At 49.0% G+C, this 17,538-nt stretch carries 13 protein-coding genes, 4 tRNA genes and 1 rRNA gene; 14 read left to right on the top strand and 4 right to left on the bottom strand.

Features of this window, described 5'->3' with window-relative positions; translation table 11 throughout:
* From ACY2VT_RS12830 to pepT, 12 genes are all read left to right on the top strand, one after another.
* A 23S ribosomal RNA gene (locus tag ACY2VT_RS12830) occupies nt 1-245 on the top strand; the annotation flags it as partial.
* 263 nt (nt 246-508) lie between these two features.
* Complete coding sequence (locus ACY2VT_RS12825) at nt 509-1,207, top strand: ABC transporter ATP-binding protein (RefSeq protein WP_118741530.1); 699 nt, start codon at nt 509-511, stop codon at nt 1,205-1,207.
* Nucleotides 1,208-1,221: 14 nt separating this feature from the next.
* Nucleotides 1,222-3,552, top strand: a complete 2,331-nt coding sequence (locus tag ACY2VT_RS12820) for an ABC transporter permease (protein WP_461880154.1) — start codon at nt 1,222-1,224, stop codon at nt 3,550-3,552.
* Nucleotides 3,553-3,832: 280 nt separating this feature from the next.
* The gene (locus ACY2VT_RS12815) at nt 3,833-5,161 is read left to right on the top strand and encodes an MATE family efflux transporter (protein WP_461880153.1); all 1,329 of its coding nucleotides are present in this window, start codon (nt 3,833-3,835) and stop codon (nt 5,159-5,161) included.
* Between the two features lie 149 nt (nt 5,162-5,310).
* The gene (locus tag ACY2VT_RS12810) at nt 5,311-6,009 is read left to right on the top strand and encodes a response regulator transcription factor (protein WP_461874267.1); all 699 of its coding nucleotides are present in this window, start codon (nt 5,311-5,313) and stop codon (nt 6,007-6,009) included.
* A 25-nt stretch (nt 6,010-6,034) separates the two neighbouring features.
* The gene (locus tag ACY2VT_RS12805; RefSeq protein WP_461880152.1) at nt 6,035-7,132 is read left to right on the top strand and encodes a sensor histidine kinase; all 1,098 of its coding nucleotides are present in this window, start codon (nt 6,035-6,037) and stop codon (nt 7,130-7,132) included.
* Nucleotides 7,129-9,675, top strand: a complete 2,547-nt coding sequence (locus ACY2VT_RS12800) for a hypothetical protein (protein WP_461880151.1) — start codon at nt 7,129-7,131, stop codon at nt 9,673-9,675. The genes ACY2VT_RS12805 and ACY2VT_RS12800 overlap by 4 nt, the downstream gene beginning before the upstream one ends.
* On the top strand, nt 9,662-10,627 hold the full coding sequence (locus tag ACY2VT_RS12795; RefSeq protein WP_461874273.1) for an ABC transporter ATP-binding protein: 966 nt from the start codon (nt 9,662-9,664) through the stop codon (nt 10,625-10,627). The genes ACY2VT_RS12800 and ACY2VT_RS12795 overlap by 14 nt, the downstream gene beginning before the upstream one ends.
* Nucleotides 10,628-10,641: 14 nt before the next feature.
* Nucleotides 10,642-11,517 (top strand): ABC transporter permease, encoded by an 876-nt coding sequence (locus ACY2VT_RS12790; RefSeq protein ID WP_461880150.1) that lies wholly within the window; start codon nt 10,642-10,644, stop codon nt 11,515-11,517.
* A 17-nt stretch (nt 11,518-11,534) separates the two neighbouring features.
* Nucleotides 11,535-12,293, top strand: coding sequence for an arginase family protein (locus ACY2VT_RS12785; protein ID WP_461880149.1), 759 nt, complete (start codon nt 11,535-11,537; stop codon nt 12,291-12,293).
* A gap of 79 nt (nt 12,294-12,372) precedes the next feature.
* Nucleotides 12,373-12,684 (top strand): metal-sensing transcriptional repressor, encoded by a 312-nt coding sequence (locus ACY2VT_RS12780; RefSeq protein WP_022463104.1) that lies wholly within the window; start codon nt 12,373-12,375, stop codon nt 12,682-12,684.
* A gap of 16 nt (nt 12,685-12,700) precedes the next feature.
* Nucleotides 12,701-13,918, top strand: coding sequence for a peptidase T (gene pepT, locus ACY2VT_RS12775; protein ID WP_461880148.1), 1,218 nt, complete (start codon nt 12,701-12,703; stop codon nt 13,916-13,918).
* Between the two features lie 124 nt (nt 13,919-14,042).
* Here the strand turns inward: pepT and ACY2VT_RS12770 are convergent.
* From ACY2VT_RS12770 to ACY2VT_RS12755, 4 genes are all read right to left on the bottom strand, one after another.
* Nucleotides 14,043-14,114 (bottom strand) — tRNA-Glu (locus ACY2VT_RS12770).
* A 53-nt stretch (nt 14,115-14,167) separates the two neighbouring features.
* Nucleotides 14,168-14,239: transfer RNA gene (locus tag ACY2VT_RS12765), tRNA-Glu, on the bottom strand.
* Nucleotides 14,240-14,291: 52 nt separating this feature from the next.
* Nucleotides 14,292-14,363: transfer RNA gene (locus ACY2VT_RS12760), tRNA-Glu, on the bottom strand.
* 52 nt (nt 14,364-14,415) lie between these two features.
* A tRNA-Glu gene (locus ACY2VT_RS12755) sits at nt 14,416-14,487 on the bottom strand.
* A gap of 204 nt (nt 14,488-14,691) precedes the next feature.
* Here ACY2VT_RS12755 and ACY2VT_RS12750 point away from each other — a divergent pair.
* Nucleotides 14,692-15,354 (top strand): HAD family hydrolase, encoded by a 663-nt coding sequence (locus ACY2VT_RS12750; RefSeq protein ID WP_022463106.1) that lies wholly within the window; start codon nt 14,692-14,694, stop codon nt 15,352-15,354.
* Between the two features lie 122 nt (nt 15,355-15,476).
* Nucleotides 15,477-17,402: a DNA gyrase/topoisomerase IV subunit B gene (locus tag ACY2VT_RS12745; RefSeq protein ID WP_461874263.1), complete on the top strand. Its 1,926-nt coding sequence runs from the start codon at nt 15,477-15,479 to the stop codon at nt 17,400-17,402.
* The last annotated feature ends 136 nt before the right edge of the window (nt 17,403-17,538 follow it).

Below are 17,538 nucleotides of genomic sequence, written 5' to 3'. Positions count from 1 at the left end.
TAGTACGAGAGGACCGGGATGGACTGACCTCTGGTGTACCGGTTGAACCGCCAGGTTCACGGCCGGGTAGCCAAGTCGGGAAGGGATAAACGCTGAAGGCATCTAAGCGTGAAGCCCCCCTCAAGATGAGATATCCCATTCGAAAGAAGTAAGACCCCTTGAAGACGACGAGGTAGATAGGGCAGGGGTGGAAGTGCCGTAAGGCATGGAGCTGACTGTTACTAATCGGTCGAGGGCTTGACCTAATTGGTTGTGTTCGGAAAGAAAGTATGGTATGATGTATAGATGTTAAGTGTATGCGGTTTTGAAGGTATATCGAAGAGAGCCATCGGAGAGATCCGGTGGTTTTTTGTTGTTAAAAAATAAAAGAAAGAGCGCTGTTAATGAGAAAAAATACTCATTAACAGCGCTTTTCATTTCACAGAAAAAGCAGTATTATGGGGTTAGAAGAGTCTAACACAAAATAGACTCTTACACACTCAGGAAAAAAGATGCAGGGAGGAAAGTTATGTTTCTTGAGATTAATAACCTGAAGAAGAGTTTTGGAACCGGTGAAAGCCGTGTGGAGGTCTTAAAGGGAATCCAGTTTTCTGTGGAAAAAGGTGAAATCTGTGTTCTCCTCGGTCCGTCCGGTTCCGGTAAATCGACACTGTTGAATATTATCGGCGGAATCGACGAGGCGGACAGCGGTTCGATCGTGATTGAAGGCGAAAAAATTGAGGATATGAATGAAAAAACGCTGACACGGTACAGACGAAAACATTTAGGATACGTTTTCCAGATGTACAATCTGATTCCAAACCTGACGGTGAAAGAAAATATTGAAGTCGGCGCATACTTAAGCGATCATCCGCTTGATATCAACGATCTGTTAAAGACACTGGGACTCTATGACCACCGCGATAAGCTGCCGAACCAGCTCTCCGGCGGTCAGCAGCAGCGTACTTCAATCGGAAGAGCCATCATCAAAAATCCGAGCATTCTGCTCTGTGATGAGCCGACGGGTGCACTCGATTACCATACTTCCAAGGAGATTTTAAAGCTGATCGAGGATGTCAATCAGAAGTACGGCAACACCGTCATCATGGTAACGCACAACGATGCAATCAAAAACATGGCAGACCGCGTGATTCGTCTGCGCGATGGCCAGATCCGTAAAAACTACGTCAATGAGACCAAAATCGCCGCCGGCGATCTGGACTGGTAAAGCGGGGTGGAAGTATGAAAAATCCATTACGAAAACGCCTGCTGCGGGAACTGAAGAACGATATTGGAAAATATCTCGTTATTTTTCTGTTTATGACGGCGACGATTGGCTTTGTGTCCGGTTTTCTCGTTGCGGATGAGAGCATGCTGTATGCTTACGATGAGAGCTTTGAAAAATACAACGTGGAAAACGGAAATTTTACAACAGAACAGAAGCTCACCGACAACCAGAGAACACGGCTGGAAAAAGAGAAGGTAACGATTTACGAGAATTTCTATAAAGACGAAGATGCCGACACGGATCTGGATTCGGAACCAGAGAGCACGATCCGTCTTTTTAAAAACAGAACAGAGGTCAATCTGGTCTGCCTGATGAAAGGCGAAATGCCGCAGCAGAAGGATGAAATTGCAATTGACCGTATGTATGCGGACAATAATGACCTGCAGGTCGGTGATGTGATCTCGGTTGATAAAAAAGAACTGACGGTTACCGGTCTTGTGGCGCTTTCGGATTACAGTGCGCTGTTCAGCAATTCGAGTGACATGATGTTCGATGCGGTTAAATTCGGTGTGGGAATCATGACAGAAGAAGGGTATGATGCCATTACCGATGACCATATCAAATACTGCTATTCCTGGAAATACGATACGGAACCGAAAGATGAAAACGAGGAAAAAGAATGGTCCGATGATTTCGTCGAGGTGCTGGCGGCTCATTCCTCGCTGACGGGTTATCTGCCGCGCTACGGCAATCAGGCAATTAAATTTACCGGCGATGATATGGGCGGTGACAAGGCGATGATGGAGGTACTGCTGTACATCCTGATTGCCATTATGGCGTTCATTTTTGCAGTTACGACAAACAATACGATTGTAAAAGAAGCGTCGGTGATCGGAACGCTGCGTGCATCCGGCTATACGAGACGGGAACTTCTGCTGCATTATCTGTCCCTGCCGGTACTGATTACGATTTTGGCGGCGGTGATTGGAAATATTCTGGGATACACCGTGTTTAAAGATATCTGCGCCGGTATGTATTATGGAAGCTACAGTCTGCCGACGTATCAGACGCGGTGGAATGCCAATGCATTTCTGCTCACGACCGTAATTCCGGCAATTCTGATGTTTGTGATCAACGCGGTGCTGATTTCCGGCCGTCTGCGTCTGTCACCGCTGCGTTTTCTGCGCCACGATTTTGCAAAGAAAGGAAAAAGCCATGCGGTGCGTCTTCCGAACTTCCGGTTCTTCTCGCGGTTTCGTCTGCGGATCCTGCTGCAGAACAAATCGAGTTACTTTACCCTGTTTCTCGGTATCGTATTTGCCAATATTCTGTTGCTGTTCGGTATGATGATGAAACCGCTGCTGTCACATTACCAGACGGAGGCGGTGGAAAATATGCTGGCAGATTACCAGTATATATTAAATGTTCCGGATCCGATCGATGAGGATGATGAGTACACACTGATGGGAATTGTGCAGAAGCTTCTGACGCCGTCGCTGAAGACAAATACGGAGGGCGTGGAAACGTTTGCCGTCACATCGCTGAAGAATATTCCGAAAAACCGGGAGGGCGAGAGCATTTCGGTATATGGAATTCAGAAAGACAGCAAATATGTTTCAGCTGAACTGTTTGAGAACGGCGTGACGATTTCCGACGGTTATGCCGAAAAATATGGAATGAAAGTCGGCGATACGCTGGAACTGAAAGAGCCGTATGAGGACAAAACGTACAGTTTTGAGGTAAAAAGCATTTATGCTTACCCGGGAGCCCTTGCGGTATTTCTGCCGCTGGATGTCTTCTGCGAGGAATTCGATCATCCAGAGGACTACTTTAACGGTTATTTCTCCAACGAGCCGATCACGGATCTGGAGGAATCGTATATCGCGACGAAAATTACGGAAGATGATATGACAAAGATTTCACGGCAGCTCAATGTGTCGATGGGAGAAATGTTCCAGCTGATCAATGTTTTCTCAATTGTACTGTTCATGCTGCTGATTTATCTGCTGACGAAGCTGATCATCGAGAAGAATACGACTTCGATTTCGATGGTAAAGATTCTCGGTTACGAGAACAGGGAAATTTTGAGTCTGTATCTGACAGCGACAACCTGGGTTGTGATCGTCTCAATCGGTGTCAGCCTGATCATTGCCTCCGCGCTGATCCACCAGATTTATGTCATTATGCTTTCCGAGTACAGCGGCTGGCTGACATACTATATTGATCCGGCAATTTACGGAAAAATGTATCTGATGGGCCTTGCGGCGTATGCTGTTATCGCTGTGCTGCAGTTCCGCCACATCAAAAAGATTCCGATGGACGAGGCACTGAAAAATGTAGAATAAAAAAAGTTACAGGAGAAATCTTGACAAGCCCGGGCAAAGTGTGGTATATTGCTCTCAAACTTGGTGTGGATTTTTCAACTTGTAATAAAGTTCTTTTCGCCACGCAATTATCGAAAGCAGATAATTGCGTGGCTTTTTTCGCGAGCAACGAGCCAAAGTCCGTGCTTGCACGAGACCTTGGCGACTGCCGCGAAAACTATGGGAAACTCGCAAAGCGTGTTTCTCATAGTTGTGTGAGCAACGAGCCCACCAACAGAAAAGATCACAAATGGAGGTAATAATGAACGAAAACTTTATGAAAGAAAAGCCAGTATTTCCACTGCTGGTTTCGATGGCGCTTCCAATGGTAATCTCGATGCTGGTCAATTCCTTATACAACATTGTGGACAGCTTCTTTGTCGCACAGATCAGCGAAGATGCCATGACGGCGCTCTCCCTGGTTTATCCGGTACAGAATTTTGTAAATGCCGTTGCCATCGGTTTTGGAATCGGACTGAATGCGGTGATTTCGTATTATCTGGGAGCAGGTGACAAAAAGGCAGCCGGCTGTGCTGCAACGCAGGGTCTTGCCCTTACCATGCTGCATGCGGTTATTTTAACGATCGGAAGCCTTCTGGTCATCGAGCGTTTCCTGCGGATGTTTTCTTCTTCCGAAACTGTCATCGATCTTGGTGTCCGGTATTCACGGATTATCTTTCTGTTTACCATAGCAATCATGGCAAACCTTTACTTTGAAAAGGTTTTTCAGGCAGTCGGCCGGATGAAAGTGACGATGACTGGTATGATGATCGGCTGTATTGTCAACATCATTCTGGATCCGCTGATTATTTTCGGAATCGGACCATTCCCGCGCCTTGGAATTGAGGGTGCGGCACTTGCAACCGGTATCGGTCAGGTGACACCGGTCGTGATTTACTGGATTATTTACAAGATCCGTCCGATTTCGGTCAAGATCCGTCCGGAATATTTAAAAGAAGGAAAAAATCTGGTCGGAAGACTGTACGCGATCGGCGTTCCGGCGATCCTGAACCTGGCGCTGCCGTCTCTTCTGATTTCCGCACTGAATGGAATCCTGGCCGTGTATTCCCAGAGCTACGTTGTCGTGCTCGGCATTTACTACAAGCTGCAGACGTTCATCTATCTGACAGCCAACGGCATTGTACAGGGCATGCGCCCGATTATCGGCTTCAACTACGGCGCAGGCGAGCATAAGCGTGTGCGGAAGATTTATAAGATTACTCTGATTATGTGTGCGGTGATCATGCTCGTCGGAACCGGCATCTGCCTTGCCATTCCGGAACAGCTGATCGGACTGTTCAGCAGCAATCCGGAGACCATCTGCCTTGGCGGACAGGCACTGACACGCATCAGCGCGGGCTTTTTGATTTCGGCAGTTTCCATCACATCCTCCGGTGCGCTCGAGGGACTCGGAAAAGGCGGATCTTCCCTGATCATTTCCCTCTGCCGAAATGTCATTGTCATTCTCCCGGCAGCTTACCTGCTGTCCCATCTGGGAGGCGGCGTTTTCGTATGGCACGCTTTCTGGATCACGGAGGTTATTTCTGCAGCGGTTTCTCTTGTGGTATACCGCCGCGCAGTACGAAGATAAAAAATATAGGAAGAAAAGAAAAGCGGCCTCTTGTGGAAGGCGGCTTTTCTTTTTATAATAGATAATACAGACGTAAGAATTAAGTAAAGATTTTTTTGAGTATTCATGGTACCATTACGGTAGTTAAAAACAGAGAGGATGGAAACGACGTGGAAGAAACAAATATTTTAGTTGTGGATGATGAAAAAGAAATCGCGGATCTGCTGGAAATTTATCTGATTAGCGATGGATTTCAGGTATTAAAAACATACAGTGCAAAAGAAGGACTCCGTATTCTGGAGGAGAAGAAAATCGACCTGGTGCTGCTCGATGTGATGATGCCGGATATGGACGGCATTGCGATGTGCCGCCGCATCCGGGAGACGAACAACATTCCGATCATCATGGTAAGTGCCAAAACGCAGGATATCGACAAGATCGTCGGTCTGTCAACGGGAGCAGACGATTACGTGGCAAAACCGTTCAATCCGCTGGAGCTGATGGCGCGTGTAAAATCCCAGCTCCGCCGCTACCGCGAACTGAATCCGTCGAAGCCGCACGAGCGCCAGGAAGTAATTTCCTTAAAGCATCTCGAAATCAACAAAGTAACCCATCAGGTTGTCTGCTACGGAGAAAGCATCAAGCTGACACCGATTGAATTTGATATTCTGTACCTGCTGGCTTCCAACCCGGGCCGCGTGTTCAGTACAGACGAAATTTTCGAGCGCGTCTGGCATGAGAAATTCTATGAGGCGAACAACACGGTTATGGTACATATCCGCCGTCTGCGCGGAAAAATGAAAGACGACACAAGAGAAGATAAGATTATTACAACAGTCTGGGGAGTGGGATACAAAATTGAAGCCTGATTTTATAAAAAACTTCAGCCAGAGGATGGTCTTTGATCTGATTGTAAGTGCACTTGTCACGGTGCTTGTAGTGACGCTTACCGACGGGATTCTGACCTTTTTCGGCAATGGACTGATGAACATCGGTTACCGGAGCGCCTGGATCGGACCGGGAGGCCTCCGTCCATCGGTGCGGACGATGATTCTGACGGCGGCTGCGCTGCTTTCGTTCTGCCTGACCTTTTATTTCCTGATGCGCGAAACCATCCGATACATTGGGAAGATTCTGGAAAAGGTAAAGGAGATATCAGCAGGGGATTTTGATCATCCGATCGAGGTAAAGGGAAATGACGAGTTTTCTGTGATGGCGGAGAACTTAAATACGATGCAGCAGAATATCAAGGAAATTATGGAGCGGGAGCGGATCGCGGAGCATACGAAAAACGATCTCGTCTCATCCGTGGCACATGACCTCCGTACGCCGCTGACTTCGATTATCGGTTATCTCGGCTGGGTGCGCACGCGGACGGATCTGGATGAGAAGACGAGAAATCATTATATCGATATTGCCTATCAGAAAGCACTCCGTCTGGAGCAGCTCACGAACGAACTGTTTGGATTCGTCAAGCTGGAGCACAAAGAGATGCAGCTGCATCTCGGAAAACTTGATCTGGTGCAGCTGATGGAGCAGATGCTCGACGAGATGACGCCGTCTTTTGTGAAAAATGAGCTGCAGGTGGAATTTCTGCATACGCAGAACACAATTTTTCTCGAGGCGGACGGTGAGCTGCTGGCACGGCTCTTTGGAAATCTGCTGAACAATGCTGTCAAATACGGAAAAGAGGGAAAACAGATCCGCGTCTCAATGGAAAAAGAGGGCGAATATGTGGTCACGCGTGTCATTAACTACGGACGGATCATTCCAAAACAGGAACTGGATCATATTTTCCAGAAATTTTACCGGACAGAGCAGTCGAGGAGCCGCGATACAGGCGGGACGGGACTTGGACTTGCGATTGTACAGCAGATTGCGGAACTGCATCACGGACAGGTGCGGGTAAAAAGTGATCTGCAGGGAACCGTCTTTGAAGTGGAACTGCCGGTCGGAATGCCAAATGGGAAGAAAGAGGACGAAAAGCGATGAACAGGAAAAGAAGAAGCAAAATCTGCTGTCTGTCCGGTATTTTGCTGCTGATTCTGCTTCTGGCGGGAGTTCAGAGGGTGTCTGCGATGACAACGCGGACAGAACTTTATCAGAACGCGCCGTCGGACGGCGGAAGAAGCGGCGGGAAAGAAAAGCAGCTTCTTGCCAACAGCTACGCAGGGGAATACCAGATTGATTTTTCTTATGGATTCGAAGGAAACTATCAGGATGGGAATCACGTACCGATCCGTGTGACAATTACAAATGAGAGCGCCGTCGAATTTGAAGGATACTTTGTTTTTCAGATCAAAAACGACGCGGAATCGATTTACCGCGGAAACAGCGGGGAAGGCATTCTCTCAAAACTGTTTCCGGGGGTTAAGCGGTCGGGTGATAAGAGAAACAGCCTTTTTACCTACCGCTTTCCCATTTATATTCCGGCGAACGGAACCGTTACAAAGACTTTTTCTGCCGGGCTTCTGGTAGAAAATACGTCTTTTTGTGTACTGCGTCTGGAAAACAGCCAGAAGGATACGGTGTACAGCCAGGAAGAAACGATTTCGAGTGAAGGCTTCTTCCAGTCCAATGTGGAAGTCTGTGTTGTGGAAGAAGAAACCAATTACGGGCAGCAGCTGAATGGAGTTACGCTGAACGACGGGATTTATGAGGTGGAAGCTGCATCTGTCCGGGCCGATGAGCTTGTCGGGCTTGCGGAGTCGTATTCGCCGGATGTGCTGATCCTTCTGGAGCAGTCCAAAGAAGAACTGGATGAAACAATCCAGAAAGAGATCGATCTCTGGCAGGCCGAAGGAGGTATTCTGATCACCTTTTCGGGAAACGAGACGTTCGCGGAAAGCCAGTGCAGTGCGTTTAAAGAGGCGCCGGTGGAGTTTCTGAAAAATATTCTGGACGAAGAGACCACCAGCCGCCTTCTGGTAAAACGAAATACGAATTATCAGAAATACTATACGATTTCTGATCTTCTGGAAAATACCAAGATCCGGAACCGTCCGAATACGGTGCTGTACGGCGGCCTGATTCTGGTCTATCTGGTTCTGGCAGGACCGGGACTGTATTTCTTTTTGAAAAAAACAGGAAAACGCCAGTATCTCTGGGGGGCGATCTGTGCCTGCTCGGCCGTCTTTGTTATGCTGATCAGTCTGTTTGGCCAGAGCACGAGGCTCAAGGCCCCGGTGCTGACGTATGTAAGAGAAATCTGGCAGTACGATACATACCAGAAAGATTACATTAATTTCTGTGCACAGGCGCCGTACAATGCTTCCTATGAGCTGTATCTGGATCCGTCCTACGATCTGGTGACGTACAACCGTATGGACTATATGTCCAACAGCACGGCACAGCCGGAAACGGAGGATGCGGAATATGAGAAGACGGAGATCAGTTTCGGAGAACAGAAAAACAGGGCAGAGATTTCCAATCAGGCCGCATTTGCCCTGAATGAATTCGGTATGCAGCGGATGGAAACACTGGACGAGGGCGAAGGGCTGAAAGGCACATTTCATTTCTGGGATCAGAAGATCAGCGGAACCGTGGAAAATAAGACGGGTCATGATCTGGAAAGCTGTGTGATCGCAGTTCCGGGCTACTGTGCCCTCGTCGGAGATATTAAAAACGGGGAAACGATCACGCTGGATGGAACAGAAGCGGGCAGCGTACGGGATTTCGGTGCCTGGAGTGCGGCAGGGGATCTGCCGGAGATGGAGAAAAATTATCTGGACGGCGTTATCTACAATCACATGCCGAACCGGAGTGACAACTGTCTTTTCTTTGGAAAGCTGGCCGGCAATGACGATACGTTTCAGCTTGACAGCGGATATGAAGCGTATGGAATCTCGTATTACTATCAGGAAGTATCTGTGGACATGAAAGAGGACGGCGTTGTGTACTGCCCGTATGCGCAGGAGTACAGCGGATGGGACGGCGGAACCACGGTAAGTTTTGAGATGGGACCGAATTCCGGCGGAATCTCGGAAGAGGAAACCGAGGTAACGTATTATCTGAACGGCGTCTTTGAAAACAACAACATCTGGCGGCTGTATGGAACGTATGCCAAAGACGTGATGCAGCCGGATTCCGAAGGAATCTATAATCCTGCGTTCTGGCCGTATGCGATGACGGCGCTGGAAGATAAGATCCGGGCGGCAGAAACAGGCGGGGGAGGAAAACGGGGAACGATTCTTTCTCTTGCTTTTGAGAAGGCGCGCACGGATGATGGGACCAAGATCCGGAATTTCAATGGAATCATTGAGCTGTACAATTTTCAGACGGGAACGTATGATGAAATTTCCGACTGGGAGATCGATTTTGCGAGTGATCCGGCGCTGGAGGCGCAGTATGTGAATGCGGACAACCAGATCCGTGTGCGGTACCGTCTTTCCGAAGAGGAAAAGGGAGAAGAGTATCATGAAAATTATGGATACTATGAGGCACCGAATCTGATCGTGAAGGCGAAAGAGATCCTACCGGAGCAATATCTGGAGAACCTGTTAGCGGAGGAGCCAAATGCCGATACTGAAAATTGAGAAACTGACCAAAAAATACGGAAAAACATATGCCCTGAACGGTCTTGATATGGAAGTAAAAAAAGGCGATATTTACGGCTTTGTCGGACCGAACGGTGCGGGAAAAACAACGACGCTGCGCATTATTTCGGGGCTTTTAAAGAGCGACGGCGGCGATCTGTGGCTGGACGGCGTGCGGACGACAAAAAACATTCTGAAGCAGAAAAGCCTGATCGGCTTTGTGCCGGATTTCTTTGGCGTCTATGAAAACTTAAGCGTGATAGAGTATCTGGAATTTTTTGCCGCATCGTATGGAATTTACGGGCGGGCAGGAACCGTCCGTGCGCGGGAAGTGCTGGAGATGGTCGAACTATCAGGAAAAGAGGAGCAGATGGTGGATTCGCTCTCAAGAGGCATGCAGCAGCGGCTCTGTCTGGCACGCGCGATGATCCATAAGCCCAAGCTTCTGGTGCTGGATGAGCCGAATTCCGGTCTGGACCCGCGTTCGAGAAAGGATTTTCAGCTTCTCCTGCAACGATTGGCACGGGAGGATTACACGATTCTGATCAGCTCCCATATTCTTTCAGAATTAGCGGATCTGTGCACCAGCATCGGTGTCATCAACGGAGGTGTCATGGTACAGCAGGGAAAGCTGGAAAACATTATGCTGGCGATCGACAGCTCCAATCCGCTGCGCATCACTGTGCTGAACCAGGTGCCAAGGGCGCTGGAACTGCTGCGGCAGGATCCGCAGGTCAGCCGCCTTTCTGTGGATGAAAACAAGATTGCCGCCTGGTTTTCGGGAAGCCGGGAGGAGGAGGCGTATCTGCTGCAGAAACTGGTAGATGCCGGAATCCTTGTGGTTTCGTTTGCACGGGAACACAACAGCCTGGAGTCCCTGTTCTTCCATCTGACCGGGGAAACGGAACAGAAGAGCCGAAACACAGAAACGTTCGGAAACACGATCGGATAAGGAGGGAACGAAACGTGCGGTTAAATCCTGTATTTGAAAAAGAAATGAAACGGAACTCGCGGTCATCGCGGATTTCCTGGATTATTTTTGTCTGTAATCTGCTGCTTGCCGTGGTTGCGTTTGTCTGCTATTTCGGGGAGAGCAGCCAGCTTGGCTATCTGGCACCGGCCAGCTACAGCGTTCCGATGAACTGTTATATTCTGATGACGTATCTTCTGTTTATCCTTGTCACGCTTTCAGTTCCGGCGGTTGCAGGAGGAAGTATTTCGCTGGAGCGTGAGAAAAAGACGCTGGACGTGCTGCTGACGACGAACCTGAACCCGTGGAGAATCATTACGGGAAAGCTGGAGGCATCGCTTGGCGTCGTCCTGATTCTGACGGTTTCGGCACTGCCGGTGCTGTCCTTTATTGTGGTGTTCGGCGGTATCGGCCTTGGCGGACTGCTTCTGATGGCGGGAGGCCTTCTTCTGACCGGAATTTTTGTCGGCAGTATCGGCATTTTCTGTTCGGTTGTTTTTAAGCGGACCACGCTGGCGACCGTTCTTTCCTATGTCATCGTCGTTTTTCTGGTCGTAGGAACATGCGCCTGCACAGGGCTTGCCTACTACGCAGGACTGCTGCAGCAGCAGATGGCAGCAACGTACCAGCAGATCGATGTGGGGGGTGCAATTTACCTTCTACTTTTGAATCCGTTTACCTCATTTGCAGGAATTATCAGCCGCCAGCTTGGGAACGGAAGAGAGATGGAACAGCTCTGCTATCTGCTTGGAAATTACGGACAGAATCCGCTGATCCATTATCTGCCGGAGGCGAGTGCCGTTCTGCAGCTTCTGATCTCAGCCGTTCTTCTTGTGACGGCAGGAAGAAAGCTGAATCCATTAAATAAATAACAGGAGTAGAAGAGAAGATGAAACCATTTTGTTTTAGCCTTTCCGGAATTTATGAGTCCGAAGGATATGTTTGGGAGCAGGCGGGAAAGATCTGGGATCTGAGGGAACTCCGGGGAACTGACGGTTATCTCGATCCGGAAACGGAGCAGTTTCTGGAAGCGGAACTTGACCGAAAAAAAGAAACGAAAGAGCTGCCGCGGATCCGCCTTCTGGATTCCGGCAATTATCACTATATGAGCAAATTGCTGCTGGGACTGGAAAAAGAAGATTTGTTTTTAGCCGTATTCGACCACCATACCGATATGCAGCCGCCGGCGCTTCTTCCGGTGATCTCCTGCGGTTCCTGGATCCGGGATGCTGCCGGGGCGTATCAGAACATCAAAGGAATCTGTGTGATCGGCCCGCCGGAGGCGTCGGTGCGGGAAACAGAAGCGATGGAGCATGTCTGGTTTGTGACACAGGAAGAGCTCGACGACGGAAGCGGAGCGGCGAAGATCAAAGAGATTTTTGCATCCCATGCGGGAACACTTCCGGTATATCTGTCGGTCGATAAGGACATTCTGTCAAAGGAGGAGCTTGATACGAACTGGGATCAGGGAAATGTGCGTGTGGATGAGTTGCTGTCCCTTGCAAAGGACTGTCTTGCGGGGAGAAAGGTGCTTGCGGTCGATCTCTGCGGAGAGCCGTCGGCGAACGCGCCGGAGGCGGAGTGCAGCGCGGCAAGTCTGGTAAACCAGAAGCTGTACGGCGCGCTTGCGGCAAAAATCGAAGATTGACAAAGCCGGGGCAAAAGAGTATCATAAATTTATACCCAGACGGGGTATATAGAGTGACGGAACACAAGGAGGAAACCTCATGGGTGAATGTTGTACACACTGCAGCGAATGCGACCGGAAAAAAGTGCGGGATGAAAAAGAATACAAAGATCTGATCCACCGTCTTTCGAGAATTGAAGGCCAGGTGCGCGGAATACGGGAAATGGTGGAGAGCGACCGCTACTGCGTCGATATCCTGACCCAGGTATCCGCGATCCAGTCCGCATTAAACAGCTTCAACAAGGTACTGCTTTCCAGCCACATTAAATCCTGCGTTGTGGAGGATATCCGGCAGGGAAAAGAAGGCGCCGTGGATGAGCTCTGCAAAACCATCCAGAAGCTGATGAAATAAGAAGGAGAAGAAGAAAATGAAAGCATATGAAAGATTACTGAATTATGTTAAAGTGCCGACACCGAGCAATGAGAAGAGCGGAACCCATCCGTCTTCTGAGTGCCAGAGAGTCCTGGCAGACCAGCTTGCGGAAGAAATGAAAGCGCTCGGCGTATCGGATGTCCGTGTAGAGGATAAATGCTACGTCTATGGAAAAATTCCGGCAACAAAAGGATACGAAGGAAAGACAAAACTGGGATTTATCGCACACATGGATACGGTATCCGATTTTGCAGATCATGCGGTAAATCCGATCGTACATGAAAATTATGACGGAAAGGATCTGAAGCTGGCTGACAGCGGAAGAACATTGGAAGTTTCAGTATTCCCGCATCTTCCATCCCTGGCCGGAAGAACACTGATCACAAGCGATGGAACAACGGTGCTCGGTGCTGACGACAAGGCGGGCGTGGCAGAGATTATGACACTGGCAGAAGTCCTTCTTGCCGGAGAAATCCCGCACGGTCCGATTTCCATCGGATTTACACCGGATGAGGAGATCGGTGAAGGCCCTGACTTTTTTGATGTTCCAGGCTTTGACGCAGAGTTTGCCTATACCGTGGACGGCGGCACAGAGGGAGAAATCGAATTCGAAAACTTCAATGCAGCCGGAGCGAAATTCACGGTGACCGGATTTAACATCCATCCAGGCGGAGCAAAAGACAAGATGATCAATGCAATCGCTGTTGCAAGCGAGATCCAGTCTCTTCTGCCGGAAGCAGAGTCCCCGAGAAATACCGAAGGATATGAAGGCTTCTATCATCTGACCAGTATGTCCGGCGATGTGGCACATGCCGAGTCCGAGTACATCATCCGTGATCACGATGCAGAGAAATTTGCAGCAAAAGAAGAGAATCTGCGCCGGATTGAAAAAGCAATGAATGAAAAATACGGCGAGGGAACGGTAAAACTGGAGATCAAAGAGCAGTACCGCAATATGGCTGAGAAGATCCGCCCGTGCTATCATCTGATTGAGAATGCCGAAGAGGCAGCCAGAAGAGCCGGCATGGAGCCGATTGTTCTTCCGATCCGCGGCGGTACAGACGGCGCACGCTTAAGCTTCATGGGTCTGCCGTGTCCGAACATCGGAACCGGCGGATATGCATGCCATGGACCGTATGAACACATTACCGTTGAGGGAATGGAAAAGACGATGGCAATGCTGAAAGAGCTGGTTAAGATTTACGCAGAATAAAAGATTTGTCAGAAAAAAGGAAAAGTCCGGCAGAAAACTGCCGGGCTTTTTTGCTGGCATTTATGATAGGAAGAAAAAAGATCAGCGCAACAAAAAACGGAGCCATGCAGGCTCCGCTTAAAAGCAGTTCGTAGGGGAATCGAACCCCTGTTTTCGCCGTGAGAGGGCGACGTCTTAGCCTCTTGACCAACGAACCATACGATATAGAACAGAATTTTTAAAAGAGAAGGAACTCTGTGAAACCTTCAACAGTTCGTAGGGGAATCGAACCCCTGTTTTCGCCGTGAGAGGGCGACGTCTTAGCCTCTTGACCAACGAACCGTATGATATAGAACAGAATTTTTAAAGAGAAGGGATTCTGCAAAACCTTCAGCAGTTCGTAGGGGAATCGAACCCCTGTTTTCGCCGTGAGAGGGCGACGTCTTAGCCTCTTGACCAACGAACCATGTCGCTTAAAACAGGATTTTTAAGAGAGAAGGCATCCTGCAGACCTTCAGCAGTTCGTAGGGGAATCGAACCCCTGTTTTCGCCGTGAGAGGGCGACGTCTTAGCCTCTTGACCAACGAACCGTACTCGATTATAATACACGATGTCTGGAGAAAATGCAAGTGTTTTTTTGAAAAAATTTTAAAAAATTTCAAAAAGTAGCGAAATTCGCATTTTACTTGCATTTTTTGCCAGTTATGGTATGATAAAACAAACAAATGTTCTAAAAAACAGAAATACGTTCTAAAAAGAAAGAAAAAAGATTAGAATAGAGAAGGAGAAGACAAATGAAACAGTACAAAGGAGCCATTTTTGATCTGGACGGAACGCTGCTCGACTCGATGCGGGTCTGGGATGACATCGATGTTGCATTTTTAAAGAAGAGAGGACTTGAGGTTCCGCCGGATTACCAGGAGGCGATTACACCGCTCGGCTTTCTGGAGGCTGCCCGCTACACGATCAGACGGTTCGGCTTTCCGGAAACGCCGGAAGAGCTGATTCAGGAGTGGCATCAGATGGCGGTCGACGCCTATACGTATGAAGTGGAGTTAAAAGACGGGGCAGCAGAATATCTCCGCTATTTAAAAGAAAAAGGAATCCGCATGGCGGTTGCTACCTCATCGAGCCCGGAGCTGTATGAGCCGGCCTTAAAGCGAAATGGAATTTACGAGTATTTTGAAGCATTTGTCACCGTCTCGGAAGTAAAGCGCGGCAAGGGCTTTCCGGATATCTACGAGAAGGCGGCCGAAAAGCTGTCTCTTCCGCCGGAAACGTGTGTAGTATATGAAGATATCCTCGCGGGAATCCGCGGCGCCAAAATGGGCGGATTTGCGGCTGTGGGCGTGTATGACAGAAGCGGGGAAGGAAACCGCGCAAAGATGGAGCAGGAAGCAGACCGCTACGTGACTTCTTTCAAAGAGCTGATGAACGGAGGAGATTCTTTCTTCTAAAGAAAATCTTGCTATTACGGGAAGAAAAATGATATAATAAAACACTGTGCCCCCAAAATGGGACAGACAGAAGTATTATTAAGAGAAAAAGACAGTAACACATAAGTGAGGATAGAACAGTTATGCCAAAAAAAGAAACGTATGATGCCAGCAGTATTTCCGTGCTGGAAGGTCTCGAAGCAGTGCGTAAGCGCCCTGGTATGTATATCGGAAGTACCTCGCGGAAAGGCCTGAATCATCTGATTTATGAAATTGTAGACAATGCGGTGGACGAGCATCTTGCGGGCTGCTGCGACACCATTCACGTAACACTTGAAGCAGACGGCTCGGCGACCGTGACCGACAACGGCCGCGGAATCCCGGTCGGCATGCATGAAAAAGGCGTTCCGGCGGAGCGTCTCGTTTTTACAACCCTGCACGCCGGCGGTAAATTCGACAACAATGCGTACAAGACAAGCGGCGGTCTGCACGGTGTCGGTTCTTCGGTTGTCAATGCGCTTTCCACCTATCTTGACGTACAGGTCAGCCTCGGCGGCTGGGTTTACCACGACCGCTACGAACGGGGTGTTGCCGTACAGGAACTCGATGAGGATGGTCTGTTGCCGAAGATCGGAAAAACGAAGAACAGCGGAACCCGCATCAACTTCCTGCCGGATCCGGAGATCTTTGAGAAAACGCGTTTTTCCGCAACAGAGGTCAAAAGCCGTCTCCATGAGACTGCATATCTGAACCCGGCGCTTACCATTTATTTTTCCGATCTGCGCGATGGAAAAGAGGAGCACCTGACGTATCACGAGCCGGACGGCATTGTTGGTTTTGTGCGCGATCTGAATAAGAACAAAGAGGCAATCCACGATCCGATTTATTTCAAAGGGGAATCTGAGGGCATTACCGTGGAATGTGCGTTCCAGTATATCAACGAATTCCAGGAAAACGTGCTCGGCTTCTGTAATAATATCTACAACGCTGAGGGCGGTACCCATATTTCCGGTTTCAAATCGACCTTTACGACGATTATGAACAGCTATGCCAGAGAGATCGGTGTCTTAAAAGAAAAAGACAATAACTTTACGGGATCGGATATCCGAAACGGTATGACCGCTGTTATTTCGATCAAGCACCCGGATCCGCGGTTCGAGGGCCAGACAAAAACGAAGCTGGACAACCCGGATGCGGCAAAGGCCGCCGGAAAAGTAACGGGCGAGGAGATTCCGCTGTATTTCGACCGCAATCTCGAAGTGCTGAAAAACGTCCTTGCCTGCGCCGAGCGATCTGCCAAAATCCGCAGAAGCGAAGAAAAAGCCAAGACGAATATGCTGACGAAGCAGAAATATTCGTTTGATACGAACGGCAAGCTGGCAAACTGCGAGAAAAAGGATCCGTCGCTGTGCGAGATCTTTATCGTCGAGGGAGATTCTGCGGGCGGTTCTGCAAAGACGGCGCGTGACCGTAATTTCCAGGCGATTCTGCCGATCCGCGGTAAGATTCTGAACGTAGAGAAGGCTTCTATTGATAAAGTTCTGGCAAACGCCGAGATTAAGTCCATGATCAATGCATTCGGCTGTGGCTTTTCCGAGGGGTACGGCAACGATTTCGATATCACCAAACTCCGCTACGATAAAATCATCATCATGGCGGATGCCGATGTCGACGGTGCGCATATTTCAACACTGCTACTGACGCTGTTCTACCGTTTCATGCCGGAGCTGATCTACGAGGGACATGTCTATATCGCGATGCCGCCTCTTTACAAGGCAATGCCGTCCCGCGGAAAAGAAGAGTATCTGTACGACGACAAAGCACTGGAAAAATACAGAAAGACACACAAAGAGAAATTTACGCTGCAGCGATACAAAGGCCTTGGCGAGATGGACCCGGAGCAGCTCTGGGAGACGACACTGAATCCGGAGACGAGACTTTTGAAGCGTGTGGAGATCGAAGATGCCCGTATGGCCTCCGATGTAACGGAAGTGCTGATGGGAACTGAGGTTCCGCCGCGGAAAGCATTTATTTATGAGCATGCAACCGATGCAGAGCTGGATATTTAACATCAGTAGACAAGAAGTCCCCCGCTTCTAAAGCGGTGGGATGAATTGTTAAAAGAAACATAACGGCAGTGGCGGGCGGAGAGAAATCGGTATCCTCCACTGGCATGAGGCAAGTCACAGTCGAACTATTTTCGAC

This window comes from Fusicatenibacter sp., from assembly GCF_050872605.1.
Classification (GTDB): domain Bacteria; phylum Bacillota; class Clostridia; order Lachnospirales; family Lachnospiraceae; genus Fusicatenibacter.
Note: the sequence above shows the minus strand (reverse complement) of the source record. Positions and strands in the feature narration are given on the sequence as shown.

Bases quoted from the DNA above. Each gene is read 5' to 3' on its own strand.
- ACY2VT_RS12825 (WP_118741530.1), top strand. From the start codon at position 509: ATGTTTCTTGAGATTAATAACCTGAAGAAGAGTTTTGGAACCGGTGAA.
- ACY2VT_RS12820 (WP_461880154.1), top strand. From the start codon at position 1,222: ATGAAAAATCCATTACGAAAACGCCTGCTGCGGGAACTGAAGAACGAT.
- ACY2VT_RS12815 (WP_461880153.1), top strand. From the start codon at position 3,833: ATGAACGAAAACTTTATGAAAGAAAAGCCAGTATTTCCACTGCTGGTT.
- ACY2VT_RS12805 (WP_461880152.1), top strand. From the start codon at position 6,035: ATGGTCTTTGATCTGATTGTAAGTGCACTTGTCACGGTGCTTGTAGTG.
- ACY2VT_RS12800 (WP_461880151.1), top strand. From the start codon at position 7,129: ATGAACAGGAAAAGAAGAAGCAAAATCTGCTGTCTGTCCGGTATTTTG.
- ACY2VT_RS12785 (WP_461880149.1), top strand. From the start codon at position 11,535: ATGAAACCATTTTGTTTTAGCCTTTCCGGAATTTATGAGTCCGAAGGA.
- ACY2VT_RS12780 (WP_022463104.1), top strand. From the start codon at position 12,373: ATGGGTGAATGTTGTACACACTGCAGCGAATGCGACCGGAAAAAAGTG.
- pepT (WP_461880148.1), top strand. From the start codon at position 12,701: ATGAAAGCATATGAAAGATTACTGAATTATGTTAAAGTGCCGACACCG.
- ACY2VT_RS12750 (WP_022463106.1), top strand. From the start codon at position 14,692: ATGAAACAGTACAAAGGAGCCATTTTTGATCTGGACGGAACGCTGCTC.
- ACY2VT_RS12745 (WP_461874263.1), top strand. From the start codon at position 15,477: ATGCCAAAAAAAGAAACGTATGATGCCAGCAGTATTTCCGTGCTGGAA.